Origin of the sequence: Martinezella calliandrae, assembly GCF_030272695.1 — a bacterium.
Taxonomy (GTDB): domain Bacteria; phylum Pseudomonadota; class Alphaproteobacteria; order Rhizobiales; family Rhizobiaceae; genus Rhizobium; species Rhizobium calliandrae.
In genome coordinates this window covers 79,229-98,233 of the sequence record NZ_JARFYN010000016.1, presented here as the reverse complement: position 1 = coordinate 98,233, position 19,005 = coordinate 79,229, and the positions used below count along the sequence as shown (strand labels likewise).

12 protein-coding genes and 1 pseudogene are annotated in these 19,005 nt (G+C 59.6%); 1 reads left to right on the top strand and 12 read right to left on the bottom strand.

The features are described from left to right. Window positions 1-9: 9 nt before the first annotated feature. The 11 genes and pseudogenes from PY650_RS14585 to PY650_RS14535 form a co-directional block, all read right to left on the bottom strand. The gene (locus PY650_RS14585; RefSeq protein WP_285880018.1) at window positions 10-1,188 is read right to left on the bottom strand and encodes an acyl-CoA dehydrogenase family protein; all 1,179 of its coding nucleotides are present in this window, start codon (window positions 1,186-1,188) and stop codon (window positions 10-12) included. A 995-nt stretch (window positions 1,189-2,183) separates the two neighbouring features. Continuing rightward, on the bottom strand, window positions 2,184-2,408 hold the full coding sequence (locus PY650_RS14580) for an AMP-binding enzyme (RefSeq protein ID WP_285880017.1): 225 nt from the start codon (window positions 2,406-2,408) through the stop codon (window positions 2,184-2,186). Between the two features lie 19 nt (window positions 2,409-2,427). Next, a complete protein-coding gene (locus PY650_RS14575) occupies window positions 2,428-3,288 on the bottom strand; it encodes an AMP-binding protein (protein WP_285880016.1) in 861 nt (286 codons plus the stop codon). Between the two features lie 279 nt (window positions 3,289-3,567). Then, window positions 3,568-3,750 (bottom strand): annotated as a pseudogene (locus PY650_RS14570) (3-hydroxyacyl-CoA dehydrogenase NAD-binding domain-containing protein); the annotation flags it as partial. Between the two features lie 67 nt (window positions 3,751-3,817). Then, window positions 3,818-4,828 carry a cytochrome d ubiquinol oxidase subunit II gene (cydB, locus tag PY650_RS14565; protein WP_285880014.1) on the bottom strand — a complete coding sequence of 337 codons (1,011 nt, stop codon included), beginning with the start codon at window positions 4,826-4,828 and terminating at the stop codon, window positions 3,818-3,820. Continuing rightward, complete coding sequence (locus tag PY650_RS14560) at window positions 4,821-6,227, bottom strand: cytochrome ubiquinol oxidase subunit I (protein ID WP_285880012.1); 1,407 nt, start codon at window positions 6,225-6,227, stop codon at window positions 4,821-4,823. The genes cydB and PY650_RS14560 overlap by 8 nt, the downstream gene beginning before the upstream one ends. 232 nt (window positions 6,228-6,459) lie before the next feature. Beyond that, a complete protein-coding gene (locus PY650_RS14555) occupies window positions 6,460-6,930 on the bottom strand; it encodes a hypothetical protein (RefSeq protein ID WP_285880011.1) in 471 nt (156 codons plus the stop codon). Then, on the bottom strand, window positions 6,927-8,294 hold the full coding sequence (locus tag PY650_RS14550; protein ID WP_285880010.1) for an NAD(P)/FAD-dependent oxidoreductase: 1,368 nt from the start codon (window positions 8,292-8,294) through the stop codon (window positions 6,927-6,929). The genes PY650_RS14555 and PY650_RS14550 overlap by 4 nt, the downstream gene beginning before the upstream one ends. Before the next feature lie 121 nt (window positions 8,295-8,415). Next, complete coding sequence (locus PY650_RS14545) at window positions 8,416-9,942, bottom strand: CoA transferase (RefSeq protein ID WP_285880009.1); 1,527 nt, start codon at window positions 9,940-9,942, stop codon at window positions 8,416-8,418. A 68-nt stretch (window positions 9,943-10,010) separates the two neighbouring features. Further along, the gene (locus PY650_RS14540; protein WP_285880008.1) at window positions 10,011-10,964 is read right to left on the bottom strand and encodes a 3-hydroxyacyl-CoA dehydrogenase NAD-binding domain-containing protein; all 954 of its coding nucleotides are present in this window, start codon (window positions 10,962-10,964) and stop codon (window positions 10,011-10,013) included. A 21-nt stretch (window positions 10,965-10,985) separates the two neighbouring features. Continuing rightward, on the bottom strand, window positions 10,986-11,900 hold the full coding sequence (locus PY650_RS14535; RefSeq protein ID WP_285880007.1) for a 3-hydroxyacyl-CoA dehydrogenase: 915 nt from the start codon (window positions 11,898-11,900) through the stop codon (window positions 10,986-10,988). Window positions 11,901-12,185: 285 nt separating this feature from the next. Here PY650_RS14535 and PY650_RS14530 point away from each other — a divergent pair, with 285 nt between their 5' ends. Then, on the top strand, window positions 12,186-18,074 hold the full coding sequence (locus PY650_RS14530) for an AAA family ATPase (protein WP_285880006.1): 5,889 nt from the start codon (window positions 12,186-12,188) through the stop codon (window positions 18,072-18,074). Here PY650_RS14530 and PY650_RS14525 read toward each other — a convergent pair. Further along, window positions 18,067-18,393 (bottom strand): response regulator transcription factor, encoded by a 327-nt coding sequence (locus tag PY650_RS14525; protein ID WP_285880062.1) that lies wholly within the window; start codon window positions 18,391-18,393, stop codon window positions 18,067-18,069. The two genes, PY650_RS14530 and PY650_RS14525, sit on opposite strands and share 8 nt — an antisense overlap. Window positions 18,394-19,005: the final 612 nt, after the last annotated feature.

Genomic DNA, 19,005 nt, shown 5'->3' with positions numbered 1-19,005 from the left:
GAAATCCTTTCAGCGGTACATTGCCGGTACGGGAAATTCGCCGGTCAGCAGCCAGGTGCCGACGGTGCGCTTCTTGTATTCGGCAGGATTGTGCAGGGTGTGAGTACGGACATTGCGCCAGAAGCGATCGAAGCCGTTGGTGTTGGTCGCCGATCGGGCGCCCATGACCTCGAAGATTTCGCTCGAGACCGAGAGCCCGATTTCGCCGGCATAGACATTCGCAGTCGCGATATCGATGGCCGCAGCCCCGCGATCCGCATGCGTCAGGCTTGGGCCTTGGTTGAAAGCCTCGTCCAGACTGCGGGCCGCTTTGTCGGCAAGCTCTGTCGCCGCCAGCGTCTTGATATAGAGATCGCCATACTGCCGCTTGATCCACGGATCGTCGGTGTGCTTTTCGACACCGGAGTAGATCCAGGGGCGCGACGATGTCGTCGTATAGGCCCGTCCCTCTTCGAGCGCGCCCTGAGCGCTGCCGACGAAGACGTTGAGCAGCACGCTCTGCTGCAACAGCGACGTCAAAGACGTATACGGTGTCAGCGGCACGTTAGGCGAACTGATCACCTCGTCATCGAGGATTTCGACATCGTGGAAGCTGACCGTGCCGCTGCCCGTCTGGCGCTGGCCGATGCCATCCCAATCGTCCTCGATGACGATCCCGTTTCGGCCGGCGGGAACTGCGGCCGTGAGGCGTTCACCTTCTGCGTTCTCCCATGAGATTTGAATGTAGTCGGCTATGTGGGAACCGGATGAGAAGGGGCGTTTGCCGTTGACGACCCAGCCATTGTCGGTTCGCCTTCCGGATGAGGTCTTCGACATCGCATTGCCGGAATTGCCCCAGATCAGGTTTCCTGCCGCCGAGGCGCGCAGCCAGTGGTCCTTCTGCGCATTCGAAGCGCGGAAAAGAACGAGATTAAGCGGAAGATGGTGGTATCCGAAAAGATGCGCCAAAGAACCATCCGTCCGTGCGAATTCCCGCACGATGCGCATGATCGATAGCCAAGATGCCCCCTGCCCACCATACTGAAGAGGGATCTGTGCCGACGGCAGCCCGCTCTCCTTCAGCAGACGAATCTGTTCGACAGGCCTGCCGCCTTGTTTGTCACGGTCGACAGCATCTCGATGGAAAATTGCCCTGAGCTCGATAGCCTTGGCGACGAGAGGATCGGTTGAATCGGGTTCGAAAGACATATCTGCCCCTTCTGGGCCTGCGCCCTGCTTCAGGCATGAAGGGTTCGGCGAACGCCGTCGCAAGTCCAGCAATATCTATTTGATTCAACGCGAAGAAATTCTTTCGCAGGTGCTGGCATCGACCGATGAGATCGGCGACAAGAGCTGTCGGGCGCACCATTTCAGCTAATACGTGATGCGCTGGCGATCCGCTATTGGTTCCCTCGTCCCGAACGCGATATTCAGTTCAAATCGATCGTACAGGCGGAAACAAGAACGGCGGCCAGCTGTCTTCGACGCCCAATCACTCGGAAATCGACTAATGGAATGAATTTTCAAGATAACGATCTGAATTAGCTTCACACAACGATGTCGCCGAGGGTTCATGTCTCTTCAAGAACAACGCCAATAATTGTTTATGTTACCAGCTTGGTATCGCGCGCTCGACCAATCGCAGGAATCGGGTGTTGCGTGCCCCCGCAACCAAATCCTTCTCAGAAAACCCCGCCAAAGCAACGACTTGGCGGGGTTTTGTTTGTCCGTTATTCCGCGCAATAAGCCTCTTTCCAACAAAATCAATCCCTTAAATCGTAGGTGCAAATCGAGGGTGTTAAACCCCGCAACCAACTGCGATACGAAAAATCCGCTGCTTTGGACATCAACAGCGTACCGAAGCGTGAAATTAGCGTCTGCCCCGTTCACCTCTACGCCTGCTACTCCTCCAACCTTCAAAGCGGGGGTGTTTGTTGACCCTGAATTACAATCATGCACTTTCGTTGGGTTCTTCCAGCACTCGGTCGAGAAGCGCGCAGGGGTTGTGAATCGGCATCGTGAGAGCACAGGCGGCAGTACGTCCGGTATCCGCGGCGGATTTTAATCGCGTCGTGTCGACAAGACCGCCGATCCGTTCAACCAGAAGCGGGGGACGATGGTTGCCGGTGTGACGGTCGGCGGGTTGCGTTTTCTTGTGATGCGCGGACCATTCTTGGACGCAAGGCTGTGCTGACGGTGGCTCCTTAGCCTCTTTGCAAAATGGGCCGGGAGTTCCCGTATATCTCCCTGAGTTCCTTCTTGTTGAACTTCCTGACACTCGTCTTGGGGAGCGCATCAACAAACACTATCCTATCGGGGATTGCGAATTTGGAAATCACCCCGGCATCGACAAAGGATTTCAGATGCGTCTTTATCTCGGTCTCGCTGAGATCGCCGCCTGTTTTCGCGTCCCTGATGACCAGAGCCAATGGTCGCTCGCCCCACTTGTCATCCTCGACGCCAATGACGACGGCTTCCGAAACACCTTTGCGCAAGCGCCTGCCTGGCGAGACCCTTCGGTAGTTCCGAACCTCCGACTATCATCTTCAATCCGGCGAGATCGGTATTTGCCGCCGTCGCCGCGCCAAGCAGCATTTGCAGGATCGTCGGCACGCCGTGTGTGAAAGTCACACCTTCGGTTTTGATCAGCTTGAGGAGAAGAGCGGGGTCGTAGCGTCCCGGATACACTTGTTTGATACCGGAGAGTGTCGCCGTCCACGGAAGCCCCCAGGCGTGGGAATGAAACATAGGGGTGATCGGCATGTAGACGTCGTCGCGGCACAAACGACCCTGTTTCGCCGCAATCCCTAAGAATGCCATCTGGGCAAGGGTATGGAGCACAAGCTGTCGATGGCTGAAGGAGACGCCTTTGGGCGAACCCGTCGTCCCCGTTGTGTAAAATGTTGTGGCGAGCGTGTTCTCATCGAAATCCGGGAACCGATAGTCAGGCGACGCACCGCTTAGCAGGTCCTCGTATTCGCGCGCGAATGTCAGCCGCCCGGTTTGCGGCGCCGCCCGGTCTGACATCAGGACCAGCAGCTTTACCTTGGGCAGTTGCTTCCTGATGCCTTCTAGCATCGGCACGAAGTCATCGTTGACAAGCAGCACCGACGCGCCGCCGTGGTCAATCGTATAGACGACTTGGTCAGGCGAAAGGCGGACGTTCACCGTCTGCAAGACGGCCCCCATCATCGGCACGGCAAAGTAGGCCTCCAGGAAGCGGTTGCTGTCCCAGTCGAGCACGCCGACGGTATCGCCGGTGGCGACCCCGTTTGGCGAGGCCGGAGGCAAGCCGCCCGATGCGCTCATGCAACTGACGATATGTGAAACGCCCGATGTCGCGATAGACGACCGTCTGATCGGCCGCCTGCATCAGCGGCGCATGCCACAGCTGCTTTATCAGCAGTGGATACTGATAGGCCGACTTAGTGACCTGTATGTGTCTATCCGTCATGGCGGCATCCTCGGTTTTGTTCGACGGGACGAAGAATTCGGCAGTGCGGTCCGCCTGCTGCGAACCTGCGTCGGTTTCTCACGCAGAATTGGCACGCAATTCGAGCAGCCCGATCAGGAGTTCGTCACGCTCCGGCCCAACCTTTCGAGCGTCGGCCAGACGGCATATACGAACTTTCTCAATGAGGCTTCGGCGTTCGGCGCGATATCGGTCGCGACGACGTCGAGACCTTTGGCCAGGAAGAGTGCCGCCCAGCTGGCGCCGATCACTCCTGTGCCAATGACCGCGACCTGGCGAACGGATTTGACATGCGACATAGTCTGATCTCCTCGTGATGATGTTTCGTCGTCATCGCCTGATCCGACAAAGTGTGGATGCCAGCTGTCATTCATACCCCACATCGGCCCGGACCTTTCCGCGGAACACCCAATACGACCAGCTCGAGTAGGTCAGGATGACGGGCAGCAGGAATAGCGTTCCGACCAGAAGGAATGCCTGGGTGCGCGGAGAGGAAGCGGCCTGCCACAGCGTTAGCTGGTGGGGCACGATCATCGGGTACAGGCTGATGGCCATGCCGGCGAATGCCAGCAGGAAGAGGCCGATGGCGCCAAAAAAGGGCACCGCTTCGGCCTTGCCGCCGAGGGACCGCCATGTCCCGAGCGCAATCACGCCAAACAGCACGGGTATCGGCGCGAACAGCGCGATGTCGGGCCAGGTAAACCAGCGCGCCGCCACGGCGGCGCTCACGACTGGGGTCCAGATGCTGACGACGGCGATCGCAGCGACGACACCGATGAGGCAGATGCGACCTTGGCGACGCGCCGCAGCCTGAATGTTACCCTCAGTTTTCAGAATGAGCCAGCCGGCGCCGAGAAGTCCGTAGCCGAACATCAAGGCGACGCCGGTCAAAATGGAAAATGGCGTGAGAAACGCAAAGGACGTTCCCGCGAACTGGCCATCGCGAACCGGAAAACCTTGAACGTATGCGCCAAGCACGACGCCTTGCGCAAACGTGGCGACGGCGGATCCGTAGCAGAATGCGCGGTCCCAGAATCCCTTTTCTTCAGCCTCGTGCGACCGGAACTCGAATGCGACACCGCGGAACACCAGCGCAAGCAACATCACCAGGATGGGGAAATAGACCGCGGGAATGATCACTGCGAAGGCAGTGGGGAAGGCCGCGAGAAGGCCAAGGCCGCCTAGCACGAGCCATGTCTCGTTGCCATCCCAGACTGGCGCGATCGAGTTCATAATGGCGTTGCGGGAGCGCTTATCGGGTGCCAAGCCATAGAGCATGCCCACTCCGAGATCGAATCCGTCTAGCAGAACGTAGAAGAATACAGCCAGTCCCAGGATCAGTGTCCAGATCGGAACCAAATCGAGTACCTCAGTCATCGCACTTCTCCTTTCGCGACGTCGATTGCGGGGCGAGAACCGGCGTCGCAGGTCTGCCGGCCGCGATTGACTGAGCCGCTTTGCCGGTCGCAGGTGGGCCTTTGCGAACGAGCCGAAACAGCAGGATGAGACCCGTCGGATAGATCAGCAGGTAAACCGAGATGTAAGCCAAGAGCGACAGCGTAACTTCGGAGCCTGTTAGAGACGGCGTCACCGAGGCTGCAGTACGCAAAAGACCGTAGACCGTCCATGGCTGCCGACCGACCTCAGTCACGAACCATCCGGCGATGACTGCGATGAAGCCAAGCGGAATCGCACACTGACATGCCGCCAGGTACAGTCGCGTGTCATAGAGCCGGCTGCGCCACCGCAACCAGCCGCCCAGAAGCACGAGCGCGAGCATCACGACCGCGCATCCAACCATTGCGCGGAAGGCAAAGAAGGGGATCGCGACCGGCGGACGCTGATCGGCGGGGAAGTCCTTCAGACCCTTCACCTCGCCATGGAGGTCGTGGGTCAGGATCAGGCTTCCGAGCGCGGGAATTTCGATCGCGAACGTATTTCGCTCGGCCCTGTCGTCCGGAATCGCAAAGAGCGTCAGCGATACACTCCTGCCGGTATCCCAACGGGCTTCAATCGCGGCGAGTTTTGCAGGCTGATATTTGCTTGTGTTGAGGCCGTGCATATCGCCGATCACCATCTGCAAGGGCACCAACACGGTCAGCAGCCATAGCGCCATCGACATCATGGTGCGCGCTTCCTGCACAGATCGATTGCGCCTCAAGAGATATGCGCCGACGCCAAGAACAACGAATCCCGTCGTCGTGAAGAATGCGACGGCCGTATGCGCGAGCCGATAAGGAAACGAAGGATTGAAAATCACTTCGATCCAGTCTCTCGGAAAGAACTGACCGTCGATGATCTCGTAGCCGGCCGGGGTCTGCATCCAGCTGTTGGCGGACAATATCCAGAACGTCGAAATCAATGTTCCGATCGCCACCATGAGCGCCGCGAAGAAATGCGCCCACGGCGGCACCCGATTGCGAGCGAACAAAAGGACACCAAGGAAACCGGCTTCCAGGAAGAAAGCCGTAAGCCCCTCATATGCAAACAGCGGCGAGAGGACGTTGGAGGTCGCTGATGCGTAGCGGCTCCAATTGCTGCCTAACTGGAACGGCATGACGAGCCCCGTCACGACTCCCATGCCGAAAGCGATGGCGAAGATCTTGATCCAGAACGTCGAGATGCGGACATAGACCTCGCGTCCGGTCGCGAGAGCCAACCCCTCGCAGATGGCAATAAAGGACGCCGCTCCCACGGTGAACGCCGGCAGCAGGATGTGCCAGGCGATCACCCAGGCGAACTGGACCCGCGATAGGAGAATGGGATCGAGATGCATCGCTGACCTCTTTTGTTTCAGGGATCTATAGGAGAGGGATCCGAGGATCCTCAATGCCGCCTGCAGCGCACGCCGGCAGCTCGACAGTAGCTGCGGTGGCTCGGAGGGGTGAGTAAATGGCGGCAATTCGCGCCAAATCGTTGAAAACCGCCTGCAAGCTTGGATACTCGATAGGCAAGCATCCACTTTCGCAGGCTTCCTGCGCCAATCTTATGCAAGCGGAGTATTGAGGCTAAGCACGGCCAGCCTTGCCCAGAGCGCTGCGGCCGCCGAGCGTCTGCAGTTCGGCCCGGCATTCCTCGCTGAAGGAGCGCAACGGATTCATGGCCTGGCCGTTCATCAGCTCGCGGATTTCGGAAAACGTCTTGTTCGGCGCGAAATAGGTATCGATGATCAGGCGAACGACCGCCTCGGCTTTCTCAATCACCGAGGCGCTCGAGATGACACGCATGCGCCCGGTCAGCGCATAGATGCTGACCAGCGCGGAGACTTCCGCCTGATTGTTAACCAGGGCATCGGCGTAGAGCTTCGAGGCCTCGTCGATGAACTGCTTGTAGAGTTTCTGTCGCCTCATCTTTTCCCCCGAGATCTGCGCGGCGCGGCTCTGCCGCTGTTGCGTCAGCCAGGCCGACGCAAAGGACGTCAGCCCGCCGATGACAGATCCCGCCAATGCGGCGAGCGCCGGGAGATAGGAGGGGTTCATGGATCAAGCGGCCTTCCGCCGGCAGCCGGCCCCGGTGTCTCATGCATCGGGGTCTCGGGGATCAGGCGGGAAGCGCGTTGGCCGGTCAGATAGGACCAGAACCATTGCCGCTGCACGCGGAGGCGATTTTGCAGTTGCGGCAGAGAAAGGATGTGGACGAAGGCCCAGAGGAGAAAGGTCAGAAACCCGCCAGTGCGCAACCCGCCCCGTTCCAGGACGGCGTAATTTTTGCCGACGACTGCCATATTCCCCTTGTCGAAATAACGAAATGGTCGCTTCACGTTTCGTCCCTGCAGCTTGCTTGCGATCAGGTTTCCGACATAGTGGCCCTCCTGGATCGCCGCCTGCGCCACGCCGGGCACAGGATGCCCGCCTTGCATGACCGCAGCCGCATCGCCCACGACGAAAACATCAGGTGCATCCACAGCATTCAGGAAGGGATCGACGAGCGCGCGTCCAGCGCGGTCTGTCGGGGTCCCGAGCATCTTCGCGATCGGCGATGCCGCGACCCCGGCGGTCCAGAGTACGTTGGCGCTCGGGATCCGGGTTCCGCCCGCGACCACACCGTTGGCGTCGACCGCCTCGACCTTCATTCCGGTCATGACCGTGACGCCAAGTCTCGTCAGCCGTCGGGTCACCCTGCTGGACAGCGTCTCGGCGAAAGTGGGGAGAACGCGGTTGCCGGCATCGAGGAGGACAATGCGTGCCCGTGCCGGATCGATATGGCGGAAGTTGCCGCGCAGGGTAACCTTGACCATGTGCGCCAGCGAGGCCGCCAGTTCCACGCCGGATGGTCCCGCACCGACGAGCACGAAGGTCAGCAGTCGCGACCGTTCGCTGTCGTCCTTTGTTGTGGCGGCGAGTTCGAAGGCACTGAGGATCTTGGCGCGGATGGTTTCCGCGTCGCTGAGATTTTTAAGACCTGGCGCATACTGCGCGAATTCGTCATGCCCGAAATAGCTGGGGCGTGCGCCTGCGGCCACCACGAGATAGTCGTAAGCGATCTTCTGCGCTCCGGCGCCGGGAGAACGAGCCTCGATCGTGCGGGACGCGACATCGACGGCGGTGACGTCTGCCAGAAGGACGCTCAGATTCTTTTGGCTCACCTCGAGCTGCCGGATGGGGGCCGCGATTTCCGCCGGCGCGAGCACTGCCGTCGCCACCTGGTAGAGGAGGGGCTGGAATATGTGGTGATTGCGCCGGTCGATGAGGACAACCTCGACACCGGCGTGGCGCAGTGCCCTCGTTGCGGCGATGCCGGCAAAGCCGCCGCCAATAATGACGACGCGTTTTTTTTCTCGGTGGCTTGCCGCCACTCTCACGGTGGCGTCCGAGGCCGGGGTTGCGGATATTATCGCATTCATTGATGCACCTCTTTCTTGGGGGGTGTTTGACGGGTTCGCCCCGAGGAGACGGTTTCTCCCATCACGGCAGCGCCTGTCATGGGAGAAACCTTTCACGTTGGGCTCTGGGAGATCCTGCGTCTCAGTCGCTCAGCCATTCAGGCTTGCTCGAGCCGCGTGGCACGAGCACCGTTTTAAAGGAGCCGGGGGTGCGCGAGAACACCACCTGGTCGGTCATGCCCTGGTAGGTTCCAAGCGGCGTCTCGGCCGTGAAGAGATCGGGCGCGATATCGGCATGCTCGTCCGAGGAGCCCGCTGTCGCGCGCGCATACTCCTTGTCGAATATGCCTAGCGACATCAGCCACAGGACCGTTCGGGTCAGGGAGACGGTGACGCGATAGCTGCCGCCTTCGATGGCCCGCCGGCGCAGCGCCGAAAGAACCCCGATGGTCCCCATCCAAGCCACGATATTGTCGACGATCGGAATGATCGGCGGCGACTTGGGATGCGTCAGCGACCCTTCGATCGCAAAGAGGCCGGTGATGGCTGCACCGATTTCATCAAATCCCGGCCGGTTCTTCCACGGACCCTTGTTGCCGTGGAGCAGGACCTGCACATGGATCAGGCCAGGCTTCTTCGCACTAAGCGTTTCGGCATCGAGACCGTGACGCTCCAGATAACCTGGACGCTTATTGGCAAAGAAGATATCCGCATCCTTGAGCAGTGCGTCAAACCTCGCGCGGTCCTGATTGGAGCTGTCGAGGAATGTCGAACGCATGCCAACCTGTGCGTCCCAGGCGAGCCCGTCGACCTCAGTGTCGTCAGGTCGCCAGATATTGAGGACGTCGGCACCGTAATAGGCGAGGTCCCTGCCGATGGCAGCTCCGGCAATGACATGTCCCATTCCGAAGGCACGAATGCCGTCCAAGGGTGTTTTCGCGCCTGCCTTGAACGGGACCGGGTCGCTTTCACCGATTTTCTCGACCGAGATCAGCGGCATCCTGGACAGGACTTCGGTATATTGAACTTCCTTGCGGAATTCGTCGAAGGATCGCACTTTCGCAAAGATCAGCCCGGCTTCGGCGGCTGCCTTCTCCAGGTCGTCAGCCTTCCACTGCAGGATCGCCTGATTAAGGGATTCGACGCTGACGCCGCACCGTAGGAAGTTCAGAGCACGGGCCCCGGACTTGGGGTAGATGTTCAGCGCCACGACATGTCGTCCATCGCTCGTCTCGCGAAAGAGTGGCAATTCGAGGAACGGGTTCATCGGATCGGTCAGGGCCGGCGGACGGCCGTTGATCGTCTCCCATTTGCGGTCGTAGAAGCCGGCAAAACGCCGGAGCGCCTTGCGCGTGTCGACAAAGAGATCCTGTCCTTCACCGGTCCTGTCGCGCCACAGGGCAGCGATCGCGACGGACTTGGCGGCAAGGCTGACTGCGGCCATCGTGCCAAACCGGAACGGGCTTGGAATGATCGGATCGCGCCCGTAGAAGGTCAGTGTGCCGCCGGCATCGGCCGTCGACATGCCGACCTCCTGCAGCACCTGGTCGACAGCGGCTTGCATGTCGAATTCCGGGCTGCGCGCGGGATTTTCGAGCTTGGACTGGATCGTCTCGGTAAGCAGATCCGACTCGTTGCTTTTGATGTCCATGGTGGTTGCGATATTCATCTTAAACTCCATCAGAATTGGAAAATGGGTGAATGGCGCAGCCGACGTTCGACGGCTGCGGTGTTCTGCTAGCCGTTGATCTCCTTTCGCTTGTTGCGCAGCTCCACGAGACCGATCAGAAGCTCGTCGCGCTCAGCTTCGAGCTCGGCGATGCTTCGCGATCCGACTTCGACGTGGACGCTGTCGATGAGCTTTTGCTGGAATTCCGGTGTCATGTCGGGCGTGCCGAGCGTCTTCCACCAGGCTGCCATCGGTCCGCCGAGCTGCTTCAGGGCGTGCTCGATGCCGCCGGGGCCGCCGGCGAGATGGTTGAGCATCATGTTTCCCATGATGCCCCAGCGCAGACCAGGCCCCCACGAAAGAGCCGTGTCGACGTCAGCGGCGCTGACGACGCCCTCGGCGACGAGATAGTAGACTTCACGGGCCAGGGCGGCCTGCAGGCGATTGGCGATATGTCCCTGCATCTCCTTGTTGACGCGCACCGTCTTTCTGCCGATCGACGTATAGAATTCGTCGGCCCGTGCGATCGTTTCCGCCGAGGTCTTGGCGCCGCCGACGATCTCGACCAGCGGGATCAGGTGCGGAGGATTGAAGGGATGACCGATCACACAGCGTTCGGGATGCCGGGCGGCGCCCGGCTGGATCTGGCTCATCGGGATGCCCGACGAGCTTGAAGCGATGATCACGTCCGGCGGTAGCAACTCGTCGAGTTGGCTATAGAGCTTCTGCTTGAAGTCGACCCGTTCCGGCCCGTTTTCCTGGACGAAGTCGGCACCGGCTAGGGCTTCGGCAAGGTCGCCGGTAAACGTCAGGTTCGACTGGGATGCGCCGGGCGCGAGGCCGAGGCGGGTCAGTGCTGGCCAGGCGCTTGCCACGAATTCTCGCAGTCTGGTTTCGGCATTGGGTGCCGGGTCTGTCGCCACGACCTTCAGGCCTTTGGCGAGGAACAAGGCCGCCCAGCTCGCACCGATGACGCCGGTGCCGACGATTGCGATGCGGCGAATGGGTTTGTTATTCGACATGACTATTCTCCTGTTCGGTTTTCAGATTTCGGCGTAGGCGATGCCGGTGAGATTGCCTTGGGCGTAGAGGAAGTTGCGCTCGTTCTTGCCATCGAGGTCGGCGGAGTAGACCGAACCGGCGAAGTCGGTGACGAACATCCGGTCGCCGGTTACGTCGAGGGCGATGCCGATACCCTCCATCAGATGCGTGATGAGGATTTCCGGGGCAGCGGGTTTGTCGACCGGAGCGCGATTGACGGTATTGCCGCGCGGAGCATCGCCGCGATCGGTCCAGTAGAGGACGCGGTTCTCCACATCGAATTCGAGGTCGATCGGCTCGGGCAGGTTGTCGAACAGGACCTCGATGTCGCTGCGGTTCGCCGGCGTTTGGCCCGCCGGGATCTCGATGCCGGCGCGCAGGATGCGGCCCTGGCCGCTATTGTCGGATCCCTTCTGGGTCCAGTAGAACTTCCCGAGTTTCGGGTCGACGGTAATGCCGACGCACCATTTCGTCTGATCGCGTGCATCCTCGTCGCCCTGACCGGTCTCGACTAGCGTCTCGAGCTGCGAACCGTCAAGGTTTGCGCGCATCATACGCATGCCTTCGCGGTCGCCCCAGTAGAGCTTGCCGTTTTCCCGATCGAGGTGGAGCTGCTTGGGTGTATGGGTGAAGCCCTGCGGGACGATGATCTTTCGATTCCGGCCATCGAGGTCGGCGCGCTCGATCGATCCGTCATTGAGATTGGGAATACCCATGTTGGTCCAGTAGATATGGCCAGCCTTGGTATCCACGACGATGCCGTCGGGGTAGCGGCAGTCGGTGACGATGGTCTTGCGGTCGGAACCGTCCGGGTTCATCGAGTGGATGCGGTCGCCGCTCAATTCGAGGACGAACAGTCGACCGGCTCGGGCGATGCCCGCTTGGCTCTTTGATTTGGTTGCTTCAATTGCCGTCATGGTCTTTCCTTCGGTGTTTCTATTGCCTTGACACGTGTTGCCTTGGCTGGTCTCAACTTGACGCATCGGCGCCTGGAGGCGTGAGTAAAGGCCCGCAAATTCCGCCAAATTGCTGCTAAGGGGAGGCGCCACACGAAGGCTTCGGATCGATAATCGGCGCTCGGACCGCTGGCATTTTGCCGGCGATGAGGTACGATTTCTTCAAGCCGGAAAGAGGCTAGGCGCGGTCATCTCCAAAGCGGTCTGGCTGACCTCGATCAGGCGTATGGATGCCGGAGTCTGGCGATGGTGCCGCATTCGCAGAATGTTGCGGAGGATGGTTCTCACTTGGCGTGGGAGGACGGCGAACGTGCCTTTCGCCGCGGCTGGCGACTTGACGATGTGGGCAAGCGGCGCGCCGTGCTGCTGGTCGCCCCGACCGCCGACCACCCGTCCCGCTCAAGCCTCGAGCGCCTCACGCGCGAATACGAGCTCAGGGACGAACTCGACGGCGCGTGGGTAGCGCGGCCGCTCGACCTCGTGCGCGACGCCGGGCGGACCCTGCTGGTTCTTGAGGATGCGGGCGGGGAGCCGCTTGACCGATTGCTCGGCGCGCCAATGGAAACAGCATTGTTCCTACGCGTCGCCACCGCTGTTGCCGCTGCTCTCGGCGGAGTTCATCAGCACGGGCTCGTTCATAAAGATATCAAGCCTGCCAACATCCTGTTCAATGAGGCGACCGGTGAGGTGCGGCTGACCGGGTTCGGCATCGCCTTACGCTTCGCGCGCGAACGTCAGTCGCCTCACCCTCCGGAGACGATCGCCGGCACGCTCGCCTACATGGCGCCCGAGCAGACCGGACGGATGAATCGATCAATCGATACCCGGAGCGACCTCTACGCGCTTGGCGTCACCTTCTATCAAATGATCACCGGTGTTTTGCCGTTTACCGCCGCGGAGCCGATGGAATGGGTGCACTGCCATCTCGCCAAGCAGCCGGTACCGCCTGCGGAACGGCTGAAGGAGATCCCCGGCGTCACCTCGGCGATTGTCATGAAACTGCTCGCGAAGCGGGCTGAAGACCGCTATCAGACGGCGGCTGGGCTCGAAAGCGACCTTCGCAATTGCCTGATCGAATGGGAGGCACAGGGTCGGATTGAGGACTTTCCGCTCGGCGAACACGACACGCCCGATCGGCTGCTGATCCCAGAGAAACTTTATGGGCGGGAATGCGAGGTCGAGACTTTACTTGCCGCCTTCGACCGCGTCGTCAATGGTGGCGCCCCGGAATTGGTCCTGGTCGCTGGCTATTCAGGCGTCGGCAAATCGTCTGTTGTCAATGAGCTGCAGGCGGTGCTGGTCCTGCCACGTGGCCTGTTCGCTTCCGGCAAATTCGATCAGCTCAAACGCGATGTTCCCTACGCGACGCTGGCACAGGCGCTTCGAAGCCTGATCCGGCCTCTGCTCAGCAAAAGCGACGGGGAGCTTGCGCCATGGCGTGACGTGTTTCAGCAGACCCTGGGATCAAACGCAGGCCTAATGGCGGATCTGGTTCCAGAACTGAGGCTTCTCATTGGAGAGTTGCCGCCCATCGTTGAGCTACCGCCGCAGGACGCGCAGATACGCTTCCAGATGGTGCTTCGGCAATTGATCGGCGTCTTTGCTCGTCCCGAACATCCCTTGGTTTTGTTCATCGATGACCTGCAATGGCTGGATGCGGCGACGCTCGACCTTTTGGCAGACCTGTTGGCCCGATCTGATCTTCGCAATCTCCTCCTCATTGGCGCTTTCCGCGACAACGAGGTCACCGCTGCGCATCCACTCATGCGCAAGCTGGAGACCATGCGCGCGACCGGCAGGGTGCAGGACATCAAGCTGGCTCCGCTGACGACAAATGACCTTGGAAACCTTATCGCGGAGTCGCTTCGCTGCGACGTCGAGCTGGCTGAGCCTCTCGCAACGCTGGTGCACGCAAAGACAGACGGCAATCCGTTTTTCGTTACTCAATTCCTTCATGTGCTCGCCGACGAGAGTCTCCTGGTCTTCGATCACGGGCGGGCGCGATGGTCCTGGGACCTTGGTGCCATCGACGCCAAACGGTATACCGACAATGTTGTGGAGCTAATGGCCGGAAAGCTGACGCGGCTGCCGCTCGACACATTGGACGCATTACGGCAGCTCGCCTGCCTCGGCAATGTCGCCGACGTCGCGATGCTTTCTATTGTTCTCGAAATATCCGAGGATCAGGTGCACGTCGCCCTGGCGGACGCACTACGCCAACAATTCATCGAGCGTCTCGAGCACTCCTACAGATTCGTTCACGACCGGATGCAGGAAGCCGCCTATGCGCTGATACCGGAACAGTCGCGCGCTGAGCTGCATTTGACGATCGGCCGGATGCTGCTGGCGCGGACACCACGGGAAAAACGCGATGAGGTAATCTTCGAAATCGTCAACCAGCTCAATCGTGGCGCACCGCTGATCACGTCACAGGAGGAATGCGAGCAGCTTGCAGAGCTGAATCAGGCCGCTGGCAAGCGCGCGAAGGCATCGGCTGCTTATACCTCGGCCCTGACCTATCTCGTTACCGGCGCGGCGCTGCTGCCGGAAGATGCATGGGAGAGCAGGCAGGAGCTGGCCTTCGAGCTGGAGCTGGATCGCGCCGAATGTGAGTTCTTGACCGGCGCGCAGCCGGAAGCGGAGCAGCGCCTTAAAGCACTGTCGGATCGCGCCGCAACGACGGTCGAACGCGCCAGCGTCACCTGCCTGCTTGCAGACCTGTACACGACACTTGGTCAAAGCAGCCAGGCAGTCGCAGTCGGCCTCGACTACCTCCGGCATCTGGGCATCGAATGGTCGCGACACCCATCGGAAGAGGAGGCGCGGTGCGAGTATGAGCGCGTCTGGTCGCAGCTCGGCGGCCGAGCGATTGAGGACCTGGTCGACTTTCGTCTGATGAGCGATGCAGCATCGCGCGCGACACTAGAGGTTCTTACCAGAATCATACCACCCGCATTCTTCACGGATGCGAATCTATATGCCTTGATCGCGAGCCGCGCAGTCAATCTTAGCCTTGAACGAGGCAACTGCGAAAGCTCATGCTTTGCCTATGCCACGCTCGGCGTTGTCGCTGGCGCGCAGTTCCAGGATTATCAAGCCGCATTTCGATTCGGCCGGCTCGGTTGCGATTTGGTCGAACAACGGGGCTTGAGGCGGTTCGAGGCCCGCACTTTCTTGCTTTTCGGTAGCCTCATTATGCCTTGGACGAGGCATGTCCGGGCTGGCCGCGATTTTGTGCGCCGCGCTTTCGAGGCGGCCAATCTCACCGGCGACCTCACTTACGCTGCCTACAGCTGCAATCAATTGAACACGAACCTTCTTGCGGCGGGCGATCCACTCCCCGAGGTGCAGCGCGAGGCTGAGCATGGCCTCATGTTCGCGCAGAAGGCGCAGTTTGGCTTCATCGTTGACATCATCTCTGCGCAGCTTGGGCTGATACGAACGCTTCGCGGCTTGACACCGATATTCGGGCGCTTCGACGATGAGCAGTTTGACGAACTTCGGATCGAGAGTCATTACTCCAGCAACTCGGACTTAGCGCTTGCTGAATGCTGGTACTGGTGCCGAAAGCTCCAGGCGCGCTTCCTTGCAGGCGACTATATGAGTGCTCTCGATGCCTCGGAGAGAGCAAAACGGCTCCTATGGACATCGGCGTCCCTCTTCGAAACCGCGGAGTACCATTTCTACGGTGCGCTCTCGAATGCAATGGCCTGTAACGGGGCAGTGACAGAGGAGCGCGGACATCGTGTCCGCGCCTTGGTCGCGCACCACCGGCAGCTTGAGATCTGGTCGAAGCACTGCCCGGAGAATTTCGAGAACCTCGCCGCGCTGGTCGCAGCGGAGATTGCCCGTATCGAGGGGCGCCCGCTCGATGCCATGGAGCTATACGAACGCGCCATTGCGTCGGCACGCGCGAACCGATTTGTTCACAACGAGGCGCTTGCCTACGAGCTGGCTGCCAGCTTTTACGCGGCGCGCGGCTTCGAGGAGATCGCGAATCTTTATTTGGGAAATGCACGGCGAGCCTATCTCCAATGGGGCGCCGATGGCAAGGTGCGGCAACTGGATCAGCACCATCCATGGCTGAAGCAGGACGAGCGCACGCGGGGGTTAACCGGCACAATCGAGGCACCGGTGGAATATCTCGACCTCGCGACGATTGTCGAAGTCTCTCAAGCACTCTCTGGCGAGATCGTTCTAGAAAAGCTCATGGAAAAGCTCATGCGCGCGGCCCTGGAACACGCCGGCGCCGAACGCGGTCTCTTGATTGTCCCGCGAGATGATAAGCTGCAAATAGAGGCTGAAGCGACCGCCAATGGAGTGGATGTAACCGTGCATCTGCGGGACCGGCCCGACCCTGAAGCCGCTCTGCCGGAATCGCTCATTCGTTATGGAATGCGCACCCAAGAGGTCATCATTATTGATGGCACATCATCTCAAAATGCCTTTTCAGCCGATCCCTACATCGTTGAGCGTCGTGTTCGTTCTATTCTCTGTTTGCCGTTGATCAATCAGGGAAAACTCATAGGCATTCTCTATCTTGAGAACAATTTGGCGCCAAACGTGTTCACGCCCGATCGCGTCTCCCTATTGAAGGTGCTTGCATCGCAGGCGGCAATCTCGCTCGAAAAATCGCGGCTTTATCAGGACCTCGCGGACCGCGAACGAAAGATTCGGCGCTTGGTCGACGCGAATATCATCGGGATCTTCGTTGCCGATCGGGAGGGCCGGATTCTTGAAGCCAACGACGCGTTTCTCCGCATCCTTGGATACGACCGTGAGGACCTGGTTCTGGGCCGCGTTCGGTGGACCGAGCTGAGCCCTCCGGAATGGCGCGAGCGCGATATACTCACTCGGACAGCGCTAAATTCAATCGGGACCCTCCAGCCCTTCGAGAAGGAATATTTCCGGAAAGACGGTAGCCGCGTTCCCGTATTGATCGGTGCCGCGCGGTTCAAAGAGGATGGCGACCAGGCCGTCGCATTCGTGCTCGATCTGACCGATCGCAAGCGAGCAGAAGAAGCGCTGCGTGAAAGCGAGCGAAGATTGCGCTCCGCGATAGATGGAATACCTGGTCTTGTTGGGGTCCTCGCCCCGAATGGTGAGATCGAATCCGTCAATCGCCAAATCATCGAGTATTGTGGTCGGCCGCTCGAAGGGTTGAAGGACTGGGGCACAAACGGGACCATTCATCCCGATGATCTTCCCCATCTCGCTGAAGTTTTCACAAAATCAATTGCCGCCGGTGTTCCCTATGAGACCGAAACACGGCTGAGGCGATTCGATGGTGAATATCGGTGGTTCGACGTCCGCGGCGTTCCGATCCGCGATGACTCTGGGCGCATTACCCGTTGGTATGTTCTCCTGACAGACATCGAGGATCGTACGCAAGCGCTGGCGCGGTTACAGCAGATGCAATTGGATTTTGCACGCATGAACCGCGTCTGCATGATGGGAGAATTGGCAGCTTCGCTTTCCCATGAAATCACGCAGCCGATCGCCAGCGCGCGCAACAACGCCCGTGCGGCCCAGAACTTCCTGGAAATGCAGCCGCTCGACATGGGCGAGGTCAAGGAAGCGCTCGCTTGTGTTGTCGATGATACTGATCGAGCGGGGGACATCATCGACCGCGTTCGCGAGCAAATGAAAAAAACGCCGCCACGAAAGGAGCATTTCGATCTCAATGCCGCCATAGACGAAGTGATTGCATTGGCACGCAGCGCGACACACAGGAACGGCGTTTCGGTCCAGACCCGGCTTGCGGCTGGATTGCCAACGGTGCCGGGGGACCGTGTTCAACTACAGCAAGTCTTGCTGAACCTGGTTCTCAATGCGGCCGAGGCAATGGCCTCGGTCGAGGCGGGCGCACGAGAGCTGGTGATCAGTACCGAGCAAGACCCGACCGGCGTCCTTGTAGCCGTGCGCGATTCCGGCCCCGGTATTGATCCGATACATCTCGAACGCATCTTCGAGGCTTTCTATACCACGAAGCCCAGTGGAACAGGCATGGGCCTTTCGATATGCCGGTCCATTATCAATGCTCATGGTGGCAAGCTGTGGGCGGAGGCGAACGAACCGCGCGGCGCTCTATTCCGGTTCACCTTGCCCCGCGCCGCCGCAGCAGACGTCACTTGAGCGAACCAGCCGACCTGAGAGCTTCGAAAAGACATCGTGTGAGACGTTCTTCATCCACTGGCTTGGCGAGGTAGCACAGGACTCCGTCGTTTAAGGCATGGGCCTCGTCGGAATCATTGGGAAGGCCAGTCACAAAAATTGTCGGAATTGTGCAGCCCTGGGCGACAAGGTGCCGGAAGAGTTCAAGCCCGCTCATGACAGGCATATTAATGTCGGAGATCAAGCAGGCGGTATCGGCAAGGCGCGGGGAGGCGAGAAAGTCTGTCGCAGAGGTAAAATCGTCGACGCTATAGCCAAGCGATCTGATGAGACGTCGCATGGATTTGCGAAAATGCCGATCATCGTCGACGACCGAAACCAACAGGCCTTTCATTGTGCCGCCTTTGGCAGTTTAAAAACCTCGCGAAGGCGGCCGTCCACGGCGCTCCGCATGGATTTGCGCGTTACCTTCAAAGAATGCCACCGGCGGAATGCCCGCGCATGGTAAATTTTGGCTTATCTCAACGACAATTGCGAAGTTGCGTGTCTATGCCTCGTGAACGAGAGAGACCTCTACGAGCAAACCCGGGCGCCATAAGCCTTCGTATCATCATCTCGCCCCTTTTGGATACCCGAGATCGACCTGCGCTCAATTGAGCCGCTGGTGATGATTCTCTTAGTCTGCATGCATGCGAAATGCATCAGGTAAATAGGAGAGAACAATGTCTCATCACTTTGAAGATCACGGGTCTGGCAAGGCCAGGCGATGCGCAGTCTGTGGAGGCAAGTTTGGTCTCGTCCGCTATCAAGCTTGGCGAACCCAGCTTTGCTCCAGGAAGTGCGTCGATCATTTCAGAGCTCGTCGGGCAAGTGACGGCAATTGGCTGCCCTGGCTCCAAATCGCCTTCCACCAGCTTTGCCAGAGAATCCTGCGAGGCCTTCATAGCGTTTC

Coding starts and splice junctions, on each gene's coding strand:
- PY650_RS14575 (WP_285880016.1), bottom strand. CDS start 3,288: ATGAGCGCATCGGGCGGCTTGCCTCCGGCCTCGCCAAACGGGGTCGCC.
- PY650_RS14555 (WP_285880011.1), bottom strand. CDS start 6,930: ATGAACCCCTCCTATCTCCCGGCGCTCGCCGCATTGGCGGGATCTGTC.
- PY650_RS14540 (WP_285880008.1), bottom strand. CDS start 10,964: ATGTCGAATAACAAACCCATTCGCCGCATCGCAATCGTCGGCACCGGC.
- PY650_RS14525 (WP_285880062.1), bottom strand. CDS start 18,393: ATGCGACGTCTCATCAGATCGCTTGGCTATAGCGTCGACGATTTTACC.
- PY650_RS14585 (WP_285880018.1), bottom strand. CDS start 1,188: ATGTCTTTCGAACCCGATTCAACCGATCCTCTCGTCGCCAAGGCTATC.
- PY650_RS14560 (WP_285880012.1), bottom strand. CDS start 6,227: ATGCATCTCGATCCCATTCTCCTATCGCGGGTCCAGTTCGCCTGGGTG.
- PY650_RS14535 (WP_285880007.1), bottom strand. CDS start 11,900: ATGACGGCAATTGAAGCAACCAAATCAAAGAGCCAAGCGGGCATCGCC.
- PY650_RS14545 (WP_285880009.1), bottom strand. CDS start 9,942: ATGAATATCGCAACCACCATGGACATCAAAAGCAACGAGTCGGATCTG.
- PY650_RS14550 (WP_285880010.1), bottom strand. CDS start 8,294: ATGAATGCGATAATATCCGCAACCCCGGCCTCGGACGCCACCGTGAGA.
- cydB (WP_285880014.1), bottom strand. CDS start 4,828: ATGACTGAGGTACTCGATTTGGTTCCGATCTGGACACTGATCCTGGGA.
- PY650_RS14530 (WP_285880006.1), top strand. CDS start 12,186: ATGGTGCCGCATTCGCAGAATGTTGCGGAGGATGGTTCTCACTTGGCG.